We start from the raw sequence: 18,800 nt of genomic DNA on the forward strand, positions 1-18,800 counted from the left end.
GTGCTGGACGACGACCCGGCCGCCAATGCCGATGCCCGCGTGGTGGAGGTGAAGGTGCAACTGGACGACGGCCGCCCCGTGGAAGCGCTGACAAATTTGCAGGTTGATGTGCGGATTGATGTGAGATAAGCGCTTGTTGTGGTGTTGCGATGCTACGCCAGCGCTGGCCAGAGAAACCCCATGCGTACCCCCCTCGCTCTGCTGAATCTGACTGCTGAAAAGACGCGATTTGTGGTGGCGATCGCCGGAGTTGCGTTTGCGGTCATTTTGGTGTTCATGAACCTGGGTTTTTTGGGTTCGCTAGCGGAGACGGCCGCTGTGATCTACAGCCGCATCAATGCCGACATTTTTTTGGTGTCGCCCCAAGCGTTAGAGATTACCTCGACCAAGCCCTTTCCCATTGAGCGAATTTATCAAGCCGCGGGGGTGCCGGGGGTGCGGCGCGTGATGCCGCTGTATGTGAGCTATCTGCAATGGCGCAATGTGGAAACGCGCCAGAGTCGCGCCATGTTTGTCTACGGAATTAACCCGAATGATCCGGTGTTTACGATGCCGGAGATGCAAACGCCGGAAAACCAGGCGGCGCTGCGGCGATTTGATACGGTGCTGATCGACACGCTCTCGCGGCCGGAGTATGGCCCGCAGACGGTGGGGACGGTTACCGAGGCGGATGGACGCAGGGCGACGATTGGCGGGCAGTTTACGCTGGGCGGCGGCTTTGCAGCAGACGGGACGCTGATCATGAGCGACCAAAACTTTCGGCGTTACTTCGATCCGTTTCCGCTCAACCGAATTAACCTGGGCCTGATTCAGGTCGATGAGGGTGCTGATCCGCTGCAAGTGAGCGATCGCCTCCGGGAAATCTTGCCCAAGGACGTGATGGTGTTCACTCAGCAGCAAATCATCGAGCGCGATCGCGACTATTGGATTGGCGCAACTTCGACGGGCTTTATCTTTGGCATGGGCGTGGCGGTGTCTTGCATTGTGGGTACGGTGATTGTGTACCAGATCCTCTACACGGAAATTTCGGATCACCTGAAGCAGTACGCAACGCTCAAGGCGATGGGCTACAGCAACCGCTTTTTGTTTACTACGGTCATTCAGGAATCCGTGATCCTGGCCGTGCTGGGCTACATTCCAGGATTCATCATTTCTCTGATGCTGTATGAGCTAACCATCCGAGCAACGGCGGGAGGTCTGCCCGTTCGCATGGATTTGGAGCGGGCGGTGCTGGTGCTGGGGCTGACGGTGATGATGTGTGCGCTGTCGGGGCTGGTGTCGGTGAATAAGGCGATTACGGCTGACCCGGCGGACGTGTTTTAGCTGACGGGTTTTCGGGGGAGGCTTCAGCGAGGGTTTCAGCCAGCGCTCAAGCGTCTGGAAACTGATAGCCGAAGTAGTCTAGCTCAAAGGCATAGGCGGTTTCCACCAGTTGCCGGGATTGGTCGGTATAGAGAGCGTGGGCGATCGCCGCTTTGGGTCGAGTTCCCGTTTTGAGTTGGGGCAGCGCCTCCGGATGCCACGGCACTCCCAGCTTGGCGCAGATGCGCTCCAGATCTGCCGCTAGAGATTCGTAGCGAATCACCTCATCCAGACAAAACTGTCCGTCGATCAAATACTTGTTGCGGTCGATGGGCGGGCCGTGCGTCATCAGCCAATGCTCAAAGGCGGCGGCATCGCTGCTGGGCGAATCGGGTGCAGAGGGCGCGTGCGATCGCCCAAAGTAAAAGGCTGAAATCGCCTTTTCGTAAGGATTGCGAATGACGCAAAACTTGAAATAGCGCGTCCAGAGGTCTTCGCCCAACTGTTCCCGAATCTGGGCGGCGGGCATGTGGTTCCACCAGCGGCAGCCTTCTGGCTTGCCTGGCCCGCGATAGCCCACAATGCCCGCCGCCGATACCGATTCCTCACGCACGCGGGCCAGGTTTGCCGCACCCTTTTCTACACAAAACGGCTCAAAGTAAGCCTCCACAGAGGTACTCGCCGTCTTCAGCGTTTTCGTGTAGATAAATTGGTGACCGTGGCTGACCAGCATCCCGCATCCTGGAAATCTGCAAACTTGAACTGGCCAAGCTTACACTAGGCGGAGGATGAACGGGTAGCGGTAGCGCGTTTCGGGATTGCTAAGGCAGGCGAAAATTGCCACAATGGGCAGAATCAAGTTGACCAGCCCCAGGATTGGGAACAGGAGAAAACCGACCAAAACGATAGAAAGCACCCCCACAACTAGCCACCATAGCCACATATTGATATGGAAGTTGATGGCTTCTTTTGCATTCTCCTTGACCACTGGATCGTCTGAAACGAGCAGGATAGCGATGGGAATGCCGATGGAAACAACCAGGGCGTTGATAAAAATCGACCCATGACACAGGGCTGAAAGAATTTTTCGCTTATCTGAATTATCTGAGCTTTGCATGTCGTTTTACCTTGCGACAGCTACATCCTACCGTTTTTGCTGGCTGGAATCATGCCAACAGAGGGGAGGTTTTCCGTAACCAGGAGGGCGTGTTTTACGGGCCGCTTGGTTTGCGGAATGGCAGAGATGGCTAGCGGGTCGGCTAGCGGGTCGGCTAGCGGGTCGGGTCAGGGGTGTGGATTCGCATACTCAGATCCAGCCAGGAGGAACGGGTGATGGGGGCGCTGCTGGAAAGATAGTCTACGCCAGTTTCGGCGATCGCCCGGATCGTCTCCAAGGTAATGTTGCCCGATGCTTCGATTTTGATGCGCGGGTTCGTGCGGCGAATCATCCGCACTGCCTCCCTCATCTGTTCCGCGGGCATGTTGTCTAGCATGATAATGTCTGCGCCATGTTCAAGGGCTTCGGCAACCTGCTCCAGGGTTTCGGTTTCCACTTCCACCGTCAGCGGATAAGGAATGCGGGCCCGCGCCCGGGCGATCGCCGCTGCAATGCTCCCCGCTGCCGCAATGTGGTTATCTTTAATCATCACGCCATCGTCCAGCCCCAAGCGATGGTTCACCGCGCCGCCTGCCTGCACTGCGTATTTTTCCATTACTCGCAGGCCGGGCGTGGTTTTGCGGGTGTCTACCAGTTGGGCGGGCAGGTCGGCAATTTGCGCGACGTATTTGCTCGTTAGGGTGGCAATGCCGCTTAGCCGCATGGCCAGGTTCAGCGCCACACGCTCCCCCGTCAGCAGGGCATCCAGCGGGCCGATGATTTGGGCGATGACACGACCGCGATCGCACCACTCGCCATCCTGCGCCAGCGCCTTGAACTGCACGGCTGGATTGAGTAAGTAAAATACTCGCGCCGCCATCGGCAGCCCCGCCACTACGCCCGCTTCTTTGACGACCCACTGCGCCTGGCCCTGGGGAGCGCCATTGGGAAATAGGGATTGCGTTGTGCGATCGCCCCGTCCAATGTCTTCTAGGAGCCAGTCTTGCAGCAGCCGATCGAGCAACACGGTAGGGGGCAGGAGGGCGATCGCGCTGCCTGGTTTTGGAGTCGTCATTTTAGAATCTTGCATACCTCTCTGAGCTAAGCCTCATGGGCGCTAAGCCTTAACTGGGGCAGGCTGTGGGTCTGCGCTGAGGGAATCCAGCACCTCCAGCACTTCTCGCTCGAAGGCAACTTGGGCGCGGTTGGTGCGGCCGCCGACGTAGAGCGTTTTGCCCTGCTGCAACGCCCACACCTGCGAGTGTGATACATAGCTCATCAGGACGCTGATCATCAATAGCCCGAAGCCCGTGTAGACGACGGGAATGCCCGGATCGGCTTTGATTTGCAGCCCCGTGCTGCCCACCAGTTCGGCAATGGTCAGCCGCACGCCGTTGACTTCGGTCGCCATGCCCGCCCGCACGGTGGAAATCAGTTGCCCGTCTTGGTCGTATACCAGCACCGTTCCCTTCAGGTCTTTGGCGATCAGCGATACGCCTTCGCTGAGGTCGGGCTTGGTGGGCAGCCAGGTTCCCCAGAGGCGACCTGCGCCGCCCGTATCGAGTTGCCCCATCGGGATTTGCAAAATCGGGCTGTTGTTAAGCTGCACACGAACGGCGGCGATCGCCCAGTCGGCTTGATAGAGCGTCACGCCCCTATAGCGCAGCGGCTCATTGACGTGGATGGTCTTGCGCTTCACTTCCTGCCCCGCAGCATCCAGCACCGACAGGTCGGAATAAAACTGGTCAATGTTGCCCTCTGGCGTGTAGTCGATCCAGAAGCGGTTCACGCGCACAGACCAGTCCTTGGGAATTTGCGGCGCTGCCCAGGGGCCCGCATCGAAGATATTTTGAATGGTGAAGGTTTCGCCGCTGGGAATCATCTCCTGGGCAAAAAAGCCCGTCATTGCGCCCCAAATCGACCCCAGCAGCACCAGAATCATGCTGGCATGGACGATGATCGGCCCGATGCGTCCAACAAGTCCCTTCCGCGCATAGAGGCGATCGCCCTCGCGCAATAGCCGATAGCCCTTGCGTTGCAGCAGCGGCTCCAGCTCATCGAGGGTTGCGGCATCGACTTCGGCGCTCATGGCCAGCTTCTCAAACTGGCGCGGCTGGGTGTAATAGCTCCACTTTTGCGCCGCCTTGAGCGTGGGAAACTGGCGGGTAAAGGTGCAGGCGATCAGGCTGGAGCCAAAGAGAATCAGCAGCGCCAGAAACCACCAGGTGCGATAGACGTGATCCAGCCCTGCCGCCAAAATCACCTTCCAGGTCAAAAAGCCAAACAGGGCCGGGCTTTCGGGATAGTTTTCCTGATAAAACGCCAGCGATTGCCCCTGCTCGATCACCGTGCCGGAGATGCTGAAAAGGGCGATCGCCAGCAGCAGCACAATCGCCAGCCGCAAATCCGCCAGCAGCGGCAGCAAATCCCGCTGAAAGTATTGGCGGGGCAGGTCTTTCCATGGAGTCGAGGGGGTAGAGTTTAGAGACATGAATCCAAAAGCGCGATGGGCAAGATTCTAATTAGCGTGGGCAGCGAGTTGCCCAACCCCAATTGCCTAATACATTGCCCAATACATTGCCCAATATTTACTCAATATAATGAGTGTAGACTAAACGCTTTCCAAATCTGCCCCATGAGCGCACCCGTTGACCTGCTTGCCCGCATTACTCAAACGTCAAGTCAATGCGGCGGTCGTCCCTGTATCTGGGGGATGTAGAGCATCACTCGATGACAATTTCGCGAATTGCGTTTGCTTCTGAAACGGAGTCGCTAGGCGCTTCAGTGCCATCGCCAAACCAGTCGATTACTTTCTGCTTGGCGGCTGCTTTGACTTCGGGCGTAATGGCCAGGGCCACTGCGCCCAGGGCGGCGGCTAATGTACTCAGGTCATCTGCGTAACCTGTGAACAGGACAAAATCAGGAATCGCATCTGTCGGCAGAATAAAATAAGCCAGAGCAGAGTAAATCACTGTTTTAGCCCAGAGGGGGGTTTCGGGCTGCTGGGCGGCAAAGTAAAGCGTCAGCGCTTTTTCGACGACTTCGCGCCCTGCGTAGAGGGCTGCCCGCTGGAGCGATCGCCAAAATCCCTGTTCCGAAAACCCACGCGCCATGTTTGAAAACCTCACTCTGAAATCTTGACCCTCAGGCACTAATCCGCACTAATCCGCGCTAATCCGCACTGATCCTGAGTATAGCGCTGGCGTTGAGTCTGTGTGTGGAGCCGTGGGGCGGATGTGGAGGGGCAATATACCCAGGGAATCAATATACCCAGGGAATCAGTCGCTTGACGCGGGTTTTGTACTCGGCGTAGTCGGGATACTTTTCCTGGAGCCAGGTTTCTTCTTTTGCGGCCTTGGCGTTAAAAAAGATAAAGAAGACCAGCGCCGCCAGCAGGTGCGTCCCGCTGAGCCGATAGAGGGCGATCGCCAGCACAGCAAAAATCACGCCGCTGTAGATGGGATGGCGCACAATGCGGTACACACCCGTTTGCACCAGTTGCCCATCCTCTCGCGGGTAGGGCAGCGGGGTCAGGCTTTGGCCCAAGTCCAGCAGCCCTTTGCCCAAAAATATAGCGGCAGTGAGCGCACACAGAGCGGCGATCGCCCACAGCCCGTAACGCAACGGCGGCTCAATCACCAGCCCTGGCACAGGCACGGTTGGCAAAATCAGCAGCCCCAGCAGCAGCACCGCCTGCACGATGACCCAATATTCGCCCTTTTTGCCTTGCCACCAGTCCTCGCGGCTAAATCCCCAGTCGGTGAGTGGTTTCATAAACATGGGTCGGAATTACGGCGTGGATCAATGACTTGCCGAAATTGCTGAGAAGCAGAATGGCTGAGAACCATTGATCCTTGTTATCGATCCTACCGCGAAACCGATGGCAGGGGCCTGGGGCAGGGGGTAGAGAGGTATGCCGGGTTAGAGACCCGCTCCATTCGTGTAGGCATTGCCGTTTTGATGACCATTGCCGTTCAGGTGACCGTTCCCGTAGTCGTTTGGATGACCATTTCGATGACTATGATGACCCTGACGATAGGCGTTCCCAAGGCTGGCCTTTGTCTCGTCGGGCAGCAGCGGCAGGTCAATGAATTCGGGCGTTTCGGCGTAGTCGGTGTAGACGGGCTGGGCCGTGAGTTCGTCGGGCACAAATTCGACCGTCACCCGCAGCCGCAGTTTGCCCTGCTGCCAGCCTGCCGAGCCAAGCTGCAAGACTTCACAATCAATGCCGTCTTGAAACCAGTTGCGATCCTGACGCATCCAGGCTTTGCTGCTGCGAAACTGGCGATCGCCCCCAAATAGGGCTTTTTGCGTCGTTAGCGAATCTGCCAGCGCATCGGGCAGCTTGGAACTGAGCGCGACATCCAGCACATGACGTAACGTAGCGACTCGAACGGTGCCGTCTCGAAATGACAACACATCATCATCATTGAATGCCGTCATATCGAGATTATTTTGTATCGGCATGATTGCCCCCCTTTGGCGATCGCGCATTTCCATGTCAGCTTTTACACTGCTCGGCCGGTCAGATCAGGCAAATTCTGAGGCAATCTGTCAAGACTTGGAGACGGCTTTCTGTGGGGATTTCACCGATTATTTACATTCATAGCAGAGTAATTCCATACGGAGATGCGGCGAAGGGGTAAGGAGGCTGGGGCAAGGGATCGCTAGGGCAAGGGATCGCTGGGGCAAGGGACCCTATGAAAGCCGCTGCCAGATTAGCTCAACGTGCGCGGAGTTTGTGCTGGGCAGCGTTTTCAGCGTGAGGCGATCGCCCTCCAGCGAAAGGATTCGTACCAAGTCTGTACCAGTGCGGTTGGGAATGGAGGCGATCGCCACATGATGCGTGACGGTGTTGCCTGCCAGCGTGTAGGTTCCGGCGTAGGCGCTAAAGCTGGAAAACGCCTGGGCGCGTTCTGGCAGGGGCACGGCTTCTAGCTGGAAGGGGGAAGCGGGGGGATGGCTCAACGGCGGGCGATCGCCTTGGGCAAACAGAACCGTCATGTGGCCGTCGGCGGTGTAGGTCAGGCGACCGACGGGAGAGGGGCCGTAGGCTTCGGGGTCAACGCTGCCGTCCGGGGCGATCGCCCGAATCGCAACGAGCGTCCAAGTGCCCACCAGCGGATTGGGGTCATCCATCGAGCGATCGCTCCAGGGATACAAGGAACTGTCGCAAGAGCCGAACCAACGTCTCGCACTCTTGCTCTGTGGCAAACTGCGCCAGTATTGCCTGCTCTTTTTCAAACAGCACAGGCATGACCTGATCGGAAAGCCGGATGCCCTTGTCGGTAAGCTGGACAATCACCCCCCGGCGATCGCCCGGATCGCGCAGCCGCGCCACGATGCCGTCTTGCTCTAGCCGATCGATACGGTTGGTGACTGCCCCCGACGACAGCATCAGCAGGCTGTACAAATCGGTCGGCTTGAGCTGGTAGGGCGGGCCCTGTCGGCGCAACGTGGCCAGCACGTCAAACGACCACACGTTTAGCCCATACGCTGCCAGCACCGTTTCTCGGTGTTTTTCCAGCAGACGGGCAATTCGCAGCACGCGCCCCACCACGGCCAGCGGCGCGGCGTTAAGCTGGGGCGATTCTCGCTGCCACTGCATCAGAATGTGATCGAGACGGTCTTGCTCCATCTTGCAAATTTATCTCGACATTGAGAATCTTAACGCAGGATTGAAGATTGAGAAACCGATGCCCCGCAATCTTGCAACCCGTCCTGCTGTAACGCCCCAAACCATAACGCCCCAAACCATAATCTTCTAACTGAAATAGCGGGAAGTCCCACAGTTGTCGGCAGTTGTCGGCAGTGGTCGGCAACTGTTGTCACTACATCTGCCCTCACCCTAATCCCTCTCCCAGAGGGCGAGGGACTTCCGATCCGGCTCCTCTTTTCCTTTGGCAGAAGGGGCTGGGGGAGGAGGGCGATTCAGATTGCCAAATCCAACACTGCCGGGCTAATACCTATGGGCTGTGCTAACGCTGCACTGGATCGACCACGATTTCAATGCCCTCTGTCGGGCTGCCGTTGGTAATAACGCTGGTGCGCGTGGTGTTGATAAATCGCAACTGCCCGTCTACCGCGATTCGGGCCTGCACCGCGTAGGTGTAGCGGCTGTCGATCTGCGCTGGGTCATAGGGTAGCGCGAAGGCAAAGGGGACTTGGCGACCGTTGGACTCGATCGTCTGCCTGGCTAGGATGCGGGCAGGCGCGTCGGCGCGGCTGACATCCGCCAGCGACACTTCGATCAGCGCGTTGGGCGGCAGCGCAATTCGCGGCAGATAGGTAACCGTACCCGTGACGAGCGATGACTGTTGCACCATACCATTTACCGTAAGCGATTGGGTTCCTGAATTGCCGCGACAGACCCGTGCAGAAAGCGCTCCCTCGTAGGCGTAGGTTGTGCCGTCTGCATCGGTTGTGGCCGTGACGGGAACGCCGTTTAGCTCCAGCCGTCCCGTTTGCCGATTGAACAGGTTCATCCGCATCGCGCCACTGCGGCTGAACAGGCGCACGGCGTAACCCGGCGTTTGGAAGAAGGAAAGTGTGGTGCCGTCGGGGAGCGTCGATGCGCCTGGGGGGGCGGGCAGCGTCTCACCAGAGGGTGGCACTTGCACCACGGAACCGTCGATGACGCGATAAAACTGCGTGACTTCCTGCGTCGGACAGCACTGGGGATCGTTGGGGCCTTGAATAATCATGTTGATGCTGATTAGCCCGTCGTCCAGAATGCGGACACGGTTGACCTGGATGCGATCGCCTAGCCCCGCCAGCATCGGCGACTCGATCGCCCCGTCCAGGTTCAGCAGCGGCGCGAGGTAAACGAAAATGCCGGAGCCGCCCGTATTCACTGCCATGATCATCACAGCATCTTGCTGGCCGTTGCCATCTAGGTCGCCAAATGCGATCTGTCCCTGCTGCCGAGACAGCACAGCATTCAGCCGCCGATTGGGATCTTCAAACTGCCCATTTTGAAAAGTAATCACGCCGACCTGCGGCTGTTCGCCCAGGGTGGGGACGCTGTAGCTGGCGTTGAGGGCGATATTGAGGCGATCGCACCAGGCCCGTTTTTCCGGCGTAAACACCTCGCGGGTCAGGCAGTTATACCACGCTTCGCCTGCCTGGGCCAGCGTCGCCCTCGGCAGCACCCCCGCAACGCCCTGACCAAGCAGCATCACGCCCAACCCCACACCCGCCCATCGGGAAAATATAGTCTTTTTCATCGTTAACATCTGTAACATCCGTGCATCAGTAACCAGGCATTCATCAACAGGTCAACCCAAATTCAACCTAAGTAGAACTTACGCACTTGCGATTAAATTTTCTGGGTTTTGGACGATTTTTCGTGGACGCAGCCCGCGAGAAATCGTCCAACTGCGTAAGTCCTACCAAGGTCAATTCAAGGTCAATCCAAGATTGACTCACTTTTGAACGATAACAGGGAATTTTCTATGGATAACCAGAAGTTTCCGTTTTTGCAACGCCCAGTGATGTCGATTGTTGTCGATTGTTAAGAAATTACTCTAGCGGAATCGTCGGATGAGGGCTGAAAGTAGCCAATACAGGATGGAAATGTTTGTAACAATACTTCCCAGCCTGACGGCTATATCTGCTAAGTTGAAAATAGGAAGCGGGGGCGATCGCCAATCTAGGTAGATCGCAATGTCGCCGTATAAAATTTGCTCGACCGTGTTGCTGATCCCCCCAGCTAGCAGTAGTCCTAATCCCACTTGCAGGGGCAGAATCATCTCTTTTCTAAATCTGCTAAATAGCAGCGTTACGACAGCAATGATTCCCATTGAAATCAGTCGTAGCCAGAGTGTCCAGGAAGTCAAGTTTGAATCAAAAAATGAGAAAGCAGCACCAGGATTTTTCAGATAAGTGAGATGGAAAACTCCCGGTATAAGCGGCAGAGTTTTGGATAGAAGCTGTTCCTCAAAAGCCTTGCGTATGAGGACTTGCATTAAAAATCCTAACACGCCGCCAGCCAGCCCAATGATCCAGACCCAGCGATTTCTAGCCCTAGTTTCTGTCATGAAAGTTTTTGCCCGCAGCATCCGCTATGGTCAATTGATACATCAGTTTTAGTTCATGGTTTTGATGCATGGTTTTGATACATAAGTTTTGATGCATGATTTTAATACATGAGTTTCGAGGTTTCGGGTTGATACACTGATTTTAGTTTCCATGCTTCCCAGTCTTTTTGTTACATCCAGATTGTTAGATCCAGACGAGGTTGGGGGTTGAAATTTCTGGCTGGCGGTAGATTGTTTTTCCCTGTTTTAGGCGTAAGTTTCGGTGGGAGCAGTTGCCTCGATTTAACTCAAGATTTCAATTTGGTGAACTTAAGATTTTGATTTGGAATTGCCTATGACTCGCACTCTAGAAAAGTCGCAAGCTCAATCTTGGCACGCGCAACCCGCCGACATCGTAGCGCGATCGCTCGATGTTGATCCCCGTCTTGGCCTATCGGCTGATGAGGTGGCCCGGCGGCGAGAACGGTATGGCCCCAACGAACTCAAGGCAGCGCCGGGGAAGAGTCCGCTGGTGCGGTTTTTGCTGCAATTTCATCAGCCATTGCTCTACATTTTGCTGATTGCGGGGACGGTCAAGGCGTTTTTGGGATCGTGGGTAAATGCCTGGGTGATTTGGGGTGTGACGCTGATTAACGCCATCATCGGCTACGTGCAGGAGGCGAAGGCAGAAAGCGCGATCGCTGCGCTGGCGGCGACCGTGCAAACCGAGGCGACGGTGGTGCGCGATGGGCAGACGATACATATCTCATCCGCAGAACTGGTGCCGGGGGACGTGGTGAAGCTGGTGTCGGGCGACAAGGTTCCGGCAGATTTGCGGCTGGTGACGGCGCGAAATTTGCAGATTAGCGAGTCGGCGCTGACGGGCGAGTCGGTGGCGGTGGAAAAGTGCATCGACCCGATGGCGGAAGATGCGCCGCTGGCGGATCGGCGGAACATGGCCTACGCGGGCAGCTTTGTGACTTCTGGGCGCGGGCGCGGCGTTGTGGTGGCGATCGCCAACGACACCGAAACCGGGCGCATTTCCCAACTCATGCAGCGGCAGACTAACTTATCTACGCCGCTCACCCGCAAGTTTGAAAAATTCAGCAAAACGCTGCTTTATTTTATCTTGGCGGTGGCAGCGCTGACTTTTGTGGTGGGGCTGGGCTATGGCAATCCCTGGCCAGATATGTTTGAGGCGGCGGTGGCGCTGGCGGTGAGCGCGATTCCCGAAGGGCTGCCTGCGGTGGTAACGATTACGCTGGCGATCGGCGTGTCGCGGATGGCCCGCCGCCATGCGATTATCCGCAAGCTGCCTGCGGTAGAGGCCCTGGGCAGCGCCACCGTCATCTGTTCGGACAAGACGGGCACGCTGACGGAAAACCAGATGACCGTGCAGGAAATCTACGCGGGCGGGGCGGCGTTTTTTGTGACGGGGACGGGCTACAGTCCAGTGGGCGCGATTCAGCCCGTGGAGTCCGGTCAGCCAATGAATCCGGCGCTGACAGAATGCTTGAAGGCGGGGCTGCTGTGCAATGAGTCTTATCTGGAGCAGGACGATGGCCAGTGGCAGGTGATTGGCGATCCGACGGAGGGGGCGCTGATTGTGTCGGCACAAAAGGCGGGCTTTGAGATGGCAACGCTCAAGGCAGAATTGCCCCGCATCGATTTCATTCCGTTTGAGTCGGAACATCAATACATGGCGACGCTGCATTCGACGGGTGAAGGCGATCGCCTGGTATATGCGAAGGGGTCGGTGGAGGCGATTCTCTCGCGCTGCGATCGCGCTTTGTCTGCCGGTGGGACACTCCAGCCGCTGGATGTGGCTGCCATTCAGCGCCAGGTCGAGTCTATGACTGAGGCGGGAATGCGGGTGCTGGCCTTTGCCACAACATCTCTAGCCCAAGACACGCTTGACCCGCCGGATATTGATACTGGCCTGACGTTTCTTGGCTTGCAGGGGATGATCGATCCGCCGCGCCAGGAGGCTGTGCGAGCAGTGCGGGCCTGCCAGTCTGCGGGCATTCAGGTGAAGATGATCACGGGCGACCACATTGGCACGGCAACGGCGATCGCCCGCCAGATTGGGCTACAGCGGGATGGGCAGGTGCAGGCCTTTACGGGGCAAGCCCTGGCGGAGATGGACGATCGGCAGCTTGCCAATGCGGTGGAAGACGGCTCGGTGTTTGCCCGCGTTGCGCCAGAGCAAAAGCTGCGGCTGGTGGAAGCATTGCAGGCTAAGGGCAACGTGGTGGCGATGACGGGCGACGGCGTGAACGATGCCCCGGCGCTGCGGCAGGCGGATATTGGCACGGCAATGGGGCGGGCAGGGACGGAGGTGGCGAAGGAAGCCGCCGACATGATCCTGACGGATGACAACTTTGCCTCCATCGAGGCGGCGGTGGAGGAAGGGCGGACGGTCTATCGGAACCTGCTAAAGGCGATCGCCTTCTTGCTGCCCGTGAATGGGGGCGAGTCGATGTCGATTTTGATCAGCGTGCTGCTGAATCGGGCGCTGCCAATCTTGTCGCTGCAAGTGCTGTGGATGAACATGATCAACTCCATCGCCATGACCGTGCCCCTGTCCTTTGAACCCAAGTCGGAGCGGGTGATGCAGCGTCCGCCGCGCAACCCCCGTGAGCCACTGCTCAACCGCAAGCTGCTGATGCGCGTTTTACTCGTGTCGCTGTTCAACTGGATTGTGATTTTTGGCGTGTTTGAGTGGATTCATCAGACTACGGATAACATTGCGCTGGCGCGGACGATGGCGATCCAGGCGCTAGTAGCGGGGCGGATTTTTTACCTGCTGAGCATCAGCGAATTGGGGCTGGGACTGGTGGATAAGCTGCGCGGCCGGGTGCAGCAGATTCCATCGGCTCCGGCCGTGTTGGTGGGCATTGCCGGGGCGATCGCCCTGCAAGTTCTCTTCAGCCAGTGGAGCGTGATGAATCGCCTGTTTGCCACTGCGCCGCTAAGCCTAGAGCAGTGGGGCATTTGTCTGCTGATTGGGGTGCCGATGATTGGCGTGGCGGCGATCGCCAATCGGCTGCATCCGCCGGAGTAGGGAACCCGGTGGAGTTTGGAGCTTGGCGTTTGAAGTGGCGATTTTGGATTGCCCGCCGGAAGTCTAATCAGAACGCGATGTGCAACGTTCAATCTGCCCTCATCCCCCAGCCCCTTCTCTCAGGTCGGGAGAAGGGGAGCAAGAGAGGCTTGAAGTCCCTCTCCCGCTCTGGGAGAGGGATGTAGGGTGAGGGGGATCGGCAAAGTTGCACATTGCGTCTGATCAAAAGCCTAATCAAATGTACTGGACACGTTGATGCTGCGGATCTCCAGCGTTTCCCGCTGCCCAGTACAGGCATTGACCCGTCAACTTGGCGAGTGATTCCAAAAGTTCATAAAATTCATCAATTTTGAGCCAGCATGACTGTGGATGAATGCGGAAGCCACCTGGAGTGGTAGATTTTACAGGCAATGGTTTTTTACTATGCTGACAGCATTCAGTATCGATAGGGTGATAGATAAGGCGCTTCTCAGGCGGATTTGTCTCAGATGTGTAGGTAAAGCAAATGGACGAAGGGCTGGCGTTGAGTCGAGAGAGTCATGCATGAGACAGGCAATGGCAACCGTCCGAAGCATGGGCAGGGCAATTGTTGAAGGGAGCGCTACGGGAATGGTGCTGTGGGCCGCCGCCGGACTCGTGCTGGTGTTTCCAGGGCAGCACCGGGCGGTCGCCCAGGCAATTCCCGACGGGGCCGATCCACCTGTGGTGTTGCCGCCAGATGCCGAATCGCGCCCTTTCCCCATCGAGCAACCGCGAGACGCGCCGCCGCTGCCCGTCGAAGTGCCTGCCGAGCCGTCGCCGCCCGTGCTAGACCCCAGTTTGGGAGGGCCAGCTTCAGATCCGGCAGTGCCGCTGGTGCGCTTTCGGGTGGATGAGATTAATGTGACCGGGAACTCTATCCTGCACGACGAGATTGCCGAAGCCATTCAGTGCTGCGTGAATCGGGACGTGACGTTTGAAGAACTCGTCGCGCTACGCAGCGCCATCACGCAACTGTACATCGATCGGGGCTACGTGACATCGGGCGCGTTCCTGCCGAATAACCAGGACGTTCGCAGTGGCGTGGTCGAAATTCGAGTTGTGGAAGGGGAACTGGAAGACAATATTCAAATCACAGGCTTGCAGCGTTTGAATCCGAGCTACGTGCGATCGCGCCTTCGCTTAGCCGGAAAAAAACCATTAAACCAGCGGGATCTGGAGCGGGCCCTGCAACTGCTGCAAATTGATCCACAGATTGAATCGGTGGATGCAGAACTGACGGCGGGCAGCGTTCCCGGCCGCAGCCTGCTGGCGGTAAATTTGCAGGAAGCGTCGCCGTTTTCTGCAAATATCGGCGCAGACAACTATCAGTCTTCTAGCATTGGCTCGGCGCAGTTCAGCGTCTCTGCCAGCTACAGCAATCTGCTGGGCGCGGGCGATCGCCTCTTCGCCAGCTACGGCCGCACCGACGGGCTAAATCTGTACAACCTTGGCATCAGCCTGCCCGTTAATCCCCGCGACGGCACGATTACCCTCAGCTACAACACCAACGATAGCCGCATTATCGAAGATGCGTTTGAGGATTTTGACATCCGCAGCGAGGCCGAAACCTGGTCGCTCCAGTTTCGCCAGCCCCTGTCGCGCAGCGTGAATCAGGAATTTGCCGTTGGCGTGGGGCTGGATTTGCGCCGCAGCCAGACGTTCATTTTGGGCGATCGCCCCTTCAGCTTTTCGCGCGGCGCAGAAAATGGCGAATCCAGGGTGACGGCGCTGCGGGTTTTTCAAGACTGGGTAGAGCGCGATCGCCTCAGCGTGTTGGCGGCTCGGTCGGAGTTTAGCGTTGGGCTGGATGCCTTTGGCGCAACGGTCAACGACAGCGGCACCGACGGGCTGTTTGTCAAATGGCTGGGGCAGTTTCAATGGGTGCGGCGCTTTTCGGGGCGATCGCTCTTTCTGGCACGGCTCAATGCCCAACTCACGCCCGACTCGCTGCTGTCGATCGAGCGGATTGGGCTGGGCGGCTTCGACACGGTGCGCGGCTATGCCCAAAACCAAATCGTCGCCGACAACGCCATCTGGGGGTCTCTCGAAGCCCGCTTTCCCCTGCTGCGAAACTCCAACCGCCTGACGCTAATTTCATTTTTGGATGCGGGCCATGCGTGGAACATCGACCTGGATGATCCGGAGGATGACTTTCTGCTGGGTGTGGGGGCAGGGTTGCGCTGGGAGGCGTTGCCCAATCTGGTGGTGGGGCTGGATTACGGACTGCCGCTAATTGATGCCCAGTCTCAGGGCGACTCGCTGCAAGATAACGGATTCTATCTGTCGGTGCGCTACTTCCCGTTTTAGCTCGTCGCGCCAAGACACCGCGAATATGGCGACCTAGAAGTGCATTACGAGTTGCATTACTACGAGTTGCATTACTTAGTGTCTGCCGCAGTTAGTTTGTGCCGCAGAGAAAGGAAGACGAGATCAGGGAATTCTGAACCATGATCTGTTAATCCTCGCTAATCCTCAATGGCATCGAGGGACGCAACAAAGCCAAGGGGAAAAGACGGCTCCGCAAGCTGCGTGGCGTAGGCCGCCGTGAGGAATGGGCGATAGTCCTCATTTCCAGCGACATGGGTCTGGAAAAATGCCAGCGTCAGGGCGTGGTGATAGCGCTCGGAGATGGCTTTGATGTCTTCCCAAGAGGGGCGAGTCGTGGGGCGGTCTGACCCAGAATCTCCGCCAGCCGTGCGGCCGGCGATTTCGTAGCTGATGCGGGCGTGGGGCAGTCCTTTGGTCAGCACGAAATAGCGCTCTGCCTGGGGCGCAGAGGGGGTAAGCTGCTGAAACGAGGGAACCTGTTCTTCGAGCAGGGGCGTTAGCAAGTCTTCGTCGGACGCTTCCCACAGCAGAGGCACGTCAATTTTCGAGAGACCCGTTCCAAACAGGCTCTTGCCAAAGGGCAAGAAGGCGTAGACTGCCTTGATGCGAGGATCGCGCAGGTTGGGCGGCGGCGGGGCTTCGAGCGCCTGACACTGATACAGCAGCGAAATATTGAGAATGAACGAATCGGACTGGCAGGCTGGCTCCAGCGACGAAAGCTGTATCTCTGCGCCTGCCAGGGAAAAGGCCGTCGTGCCGCCAAAGGAATAGCCAAACGCCCCCACCCGCTCTAGGTCGATGCGTTGGAATTGCCCCTGCTGCTGCATTTCGCCCAAAGCATCTAGCAAAAAGGAGATATCCAGCGGGCGATTGGCAAACTCGGCGGGGTCAAAGTTTTCTCGGTGCAGCCCGTCGTAAAAATCCTGGAGGCGATCGCGATCGCTCCCTGGATGATCGGGAATGGCCACCGCAAAGCCGTGGGATGCCAGATGGCTGGCCAGCTGCGTAAAGCGATCGCGCCGTGCGCCCAGCCCGTTCGACACCACAATGAGCGGGGCGGGCGTGGCCACCGCTGGCAGATACAGGTCTACCACAAGCGGGCGATCGCGCTGAGCATCTACCAGCCGCAGCGTTTGCCGCTGAAATGCGACGGAACCGGGCTGGCGCGGGTCGATGGGCGGCAGGGTTCGCAGCACGTTGGTTTCAGTCTGGGCGATCGCCTGGGTCGCGTCGATCACCCGGTTGGTCACCTGCGCCGTGCGTTGCAGCAGCCCGCCCAGCCGCCGCTGAAAGGCGAGGGCCTGCCGCACATCGATCTGCATATCCACGGGCAAATTCCGCAGAAAGCTCAACACGCTGAAGCCGTCTGGGTCGGCCGCCGCCAAAATGCCCGCACTCCGCAGACTGCCCGCGCCGTTGCGCCCAGAAGCCGTCCGCAGCAGCCCCCCCACCTCTTGCAGCAGTCGCTCTCCCGACCGCGTATAGCTAAACTGCGACACCATCATCAAATCCACGTCGTAGGCGGCTTTGAGGGTGTTTTGAAGCTGCGATCGCTGATTGGGCGCAAGCCGCCGGAGATAGAAGCGGAGGCGGGGATCATCGCCCGTTTGGCCAAAGTTTTCAATTGCCTGCACCGGAATCTGGAGGCGGAGGGGGCCATAGCGCAGATAAATCTGGGTTGCAGCCCAGCCAGGAAGCGTCGTTCCCAATATCGCCAACGCGCTCAGCAGCGCCAAGGTCGTGTAGCGGCGAACTCCTCTCATCCGATGCAACCGTGCCAAATCGACATTTCATTCTAGTCGCGATGCGGATCGGGTGTCAGGTGCCAGTCGGGTACAAAGTCAAAATCCACCAACACCTGAAGCGTTGCCGGATGGGGTTCGGGGTCGGCATCGCTCCACAGGTCTACGGCCGCCCCCTCCAGCAGTAGATGCACTTCTGGCACGTCGGTTTCGATTTGCTGCATCACATGGTCGGTCAGTTGTTTGAGCGGCGTGGGCTGTTGCAGCGACAGGGGTGGCAGTGCGGCATCGGGCTGGGCTTCAAATTCCAGATCGCCTGCTTGCAGCACCACATCCGCCGCCAGCGGAAACACGGTTGGTTCTGGCATCTGCCCCGTGGCCAGGTCAATGTACCAGTCCATTTCCGGTGTTTGCAGTTTCAGCGTCACCAGCAGCCGCAGCGTGCCTGCATCCCACGGCGCTTCTGGTTGCAGCATCCGCACCTTTACCCCGCCGAGGAGTTGCATCAGGGCTGGGCTGCTGCGGCTGAGGCTCCACAATAGGCGCGATCGCAGGCGATCGCCCGGCATCCGGTCTTGCCAGCTTTCGATCGGCGCAAACAGCGGCGAGTAATTCTGTAAATCCAGCAGCAGGCAGGCATCCGCAACCAACCGCGGCACCACCTCTTCCGCAGGCAGCGGGAAGACGGCTTCGGACACCATGCGACAGCCGCTCAGATGTAGGGCTTGGTGGGCGAGCGCATAGTCTCTCAGGTGGGTGCAATAGCGCTGGAGCCAGGCCCCCGGCGTGAACTGGAGGGTGGTCGGTAGGGTTTCCTCATCGTTCGACGGCGGCGCATCATGCGGTTCCGAAGCCTCAGAAGCCCCAGCTGCCACAGCATTTGGCAACTCTGACGAGGCGGGCAGTCCACCGGGCACAAACTCTAGCTCTAGGTGCAGGCGCAGCGTTGCGGGCTGCCAGTCATATTCCGGCAGCAGCAGTTGAATCGGCAGACCCACCAAGAGCGGCGACAGGGCCGGCGTGACCAGTTCCACCTGCTGGGCGATCGCCGTCAGGATGTGCCCAGCCGTGAGCGTGCCGGAAACTGCTGTGCCGTCGAGTTCATAGACCTGGGCATCGAGCGACAGGGGCGATCGCCCCGGTTGATGCATCACCAAGTCATGGCGCTGGCTGCGTGGATTATTACGTGGTGGATCAGCGAGGCAGTTCCGATTCCGGTTACTGCTTTT

Annotated in this window: 16 protein-coding genes and 1 pseudogene; 4 read left to right on the forward strand and 13 right to left on the reverse strand. The window is 58.1% G+C overall.

The genetic code is table 11. The annotated features are described in order from the left end of the window. Positions 1-129, forward strand: a pseudogene (locus IGS51_RS18890) (HlyD family secretion protein); the annotation flags it as partial. Between the two features lie 51 nt (positions 130-180). Then, the gene (gene devC, locus IGS51_RS18895; protein ID WP_297080341.1) at positions 181-1,323 is read left to right on the forward strand and encodes an ABC transporter permease DevC; all 1,143 of its coding nucleotides are present in this window, start codon (positions 181-183) and stop codon (positions 1,321-1,323) included. A gap of 46 nt (positions 1,324-1,369) precedes the next feature. On the opposite strand, the gene IGS51_RS18900 is transcribed toward devC, so the two are convergent. From IGS51_RS18900 to IGS51_RS18950, 11 genes are all read right to left on the reverse strand, one after another. Further along, positions 1,370-2,035 carry a sulfotransferase family 2 domain-containing protein gene (locus IGS51_RS18900; RefSeq protein WP_297080342.1) on the reverse strand — a complete coding sequence of 222 codons (666 nt, stop codon included), beginning with the start codon at positions 2,033-2,035 and terminating at the stop codon, positions 1,370-1,372. Between the two features lie 39 nt (positions 2,036-2,074). Beyond that, a complete protein-coding gene (locus tag IGS51_RS18905; RefSeq protein ID WP_297080343.1) occupies positions 2,075-2,419 on the reverse strand; it encodes a DUF4870 domain-containing protein in 345 nt (114 codons plus the stop codon). 154 nt (positions 2,420-2,573) lie between these two features. Continuing rightward, positions 2,574-3,473 (reverse strand): carboxylating nicotinate-nucleotide diphosphorylase, encoded by a 900-nt coding sequence (gene nadC / locus IGS51_RS18910; RefSeq protein WP_297080344.1) that lies wholly within the window; start codon positions 3,471-3,473, stop codon positions 2,574-2,576. Between the two features lie 42 nt (positions 3,474-3,515). After that, entirely contained in the window at positions 3,516-4,889 is a 1,374-nt protein-coding gene (locus IGS51_RS18915) for a cytochrome c biogenesis protein (protein ID WP_297080345.1), read from the reverse strand. A gap of 232 nt (positions 4,890-5,121) precedes the next feature. Further along, complete coding sequence (locus IGS51_RS18920) at positions 5,122-5,511, reverse strand: YkvA family protein (protein ID WP_297080346.1); 390 nt, start codon at positions 5,509-5,511, stop codon at positions 5,122-5,124. Between the two features lie 148 nt (positions 5,512-5,659). Then, positions 5,660-6,178 (reverse strand): isoprenylcysteine carboxylmethyltransferase family protein, encoded by a 519-nt coding sequence (locus IGS51_RS18925; protein ID WP_297080347.1) that lies wholly within the window; start codon positions 6,176-6,178, stop codon positions 5,660-5,662. Between the two features lie 141 nt (positions 6,179-6,319). After that, a complete protein-coding gene (locus IGS51_RS18930) occupies positions 6,320-6,841 on the reverse strand; it encodes a KGK domain-containing protein (protein WP_297080348.1) in 522 nt (173 codons plus the stop codon). Between the two features lie 255 nt (positions 6,842-7,096). Beyond that, a complete protein-coding gene (locus IGS51_RS18935) occupies positions 7,097-7,537 on the reverse strand; it encodes a lipocalin-like domain-containing protein (RefSeq protein WP_297080349.1) in 441 nt (146 codons plus the stop codon). Next, entirely contained in the window at positions 7,530-8,036 is a 507-nt protein-coding gene (locus IGS51_RS18940) for a MarR family winged helix-turn-helix transcriptional regulator (RefSeq protein ID WP_297080350.1), read from the reverse strand. Before IGS51_RS18940 ends, IGS51_RS18935 begins: the two co-directional genes overlap by 8 nt. Positions 8,037-8,376: 340 nt before the next feature. Further along, positions 8,377-9,624, reverse strand: coding sequence for a YbaY family lipoprotein (locus IGS51_RS18945; RefSeq protein WP_297080351.1), 1,248 nt, complete (start codon positions 9,622-9,624; stop codon positions 8,377-8,379). A gap of 300 nt (positions 9,625-9,924) precedes the next feature. After that, positions 9,925-10,458 (reverse strand): signal peptidase II, encoded by a 534-nt coding sequence (locus IGS51_RS18950; protein ID WP_297080352.1) that lies wholly within the window; start codon positions 10,456-10,458, stop codon positions 9,925-9,927. Positions 10,459-10,771: 313 nt separating this feature from the next. Between IGS51_RS18950 and IGS51_RS18955 the strand changes: the two genes are divergently transcribed. Both IGS51_RS18955 and IGS51_RS18960 read left to right on the forward strand, forming a co-directional pair. Continuing rightward, entirely contained in the window at positions 10,772-13,480 is a 2,709-nt protein-coding gene (locus IGS51_RS18955) for a cation-transporting P-type ATPase (RefSeq protein ID WP_297080353.1), read from the forward strand. 555 nt (positions 13,481-14,035) lie between these two features. Beyond that, positions 14,036-15,808, forward strand: a complete 1,773-nt coding sequence (locus IGS51_RS18960; protein WP_297080354.1) for a ShlB/FhaC/HecB family hemolysin secretion/activation protein — start codon at positions 14,036-14,038, stop codon at positions 15,806-15,808. 158 nt (positions 15,809-15,966) lie between these two features. On the opposite strand, the gene IGS51_RS18965 is transcribed toward IGS51_RS18960, so the two are convergent. Both IGS51_RS18965 and IGS51_RS18970 read right to left on the reverse strand, forming a co-directional pair. Beyond that, positions 15,967-17,592 (reverse strand): alpha/beta hydrolase, encoded by a 1,626-nt coding sequence (locus tag IGS51_RS18965; RefSeq protein ID WP_297080355.1) that lies wholly within the window; start codon positions 17,590-17,592, stop codon positions 15,967-15,969. 32 nt (positions 17,593-17,624) lie between these two features. Beyond that, positions 17,625-18,800 (reverse strand): hypothetical protein (locus IGS51_RS18970; protein ID WP_297080356.1); only part of this gene is annotated, 1,176 nt, incomplete at its 5' end.

Source organism: Thermoleptolyngbya sp. M55_K2018_002 (assembly GCF_015295965.1).
GTDB lineage: Bacteria > Cyanobacteriota > Cyanobacteriia > Elainellales > Elainellaceae > Thermoleptolyngbya > Thermoleptolyngbya sichuanensis.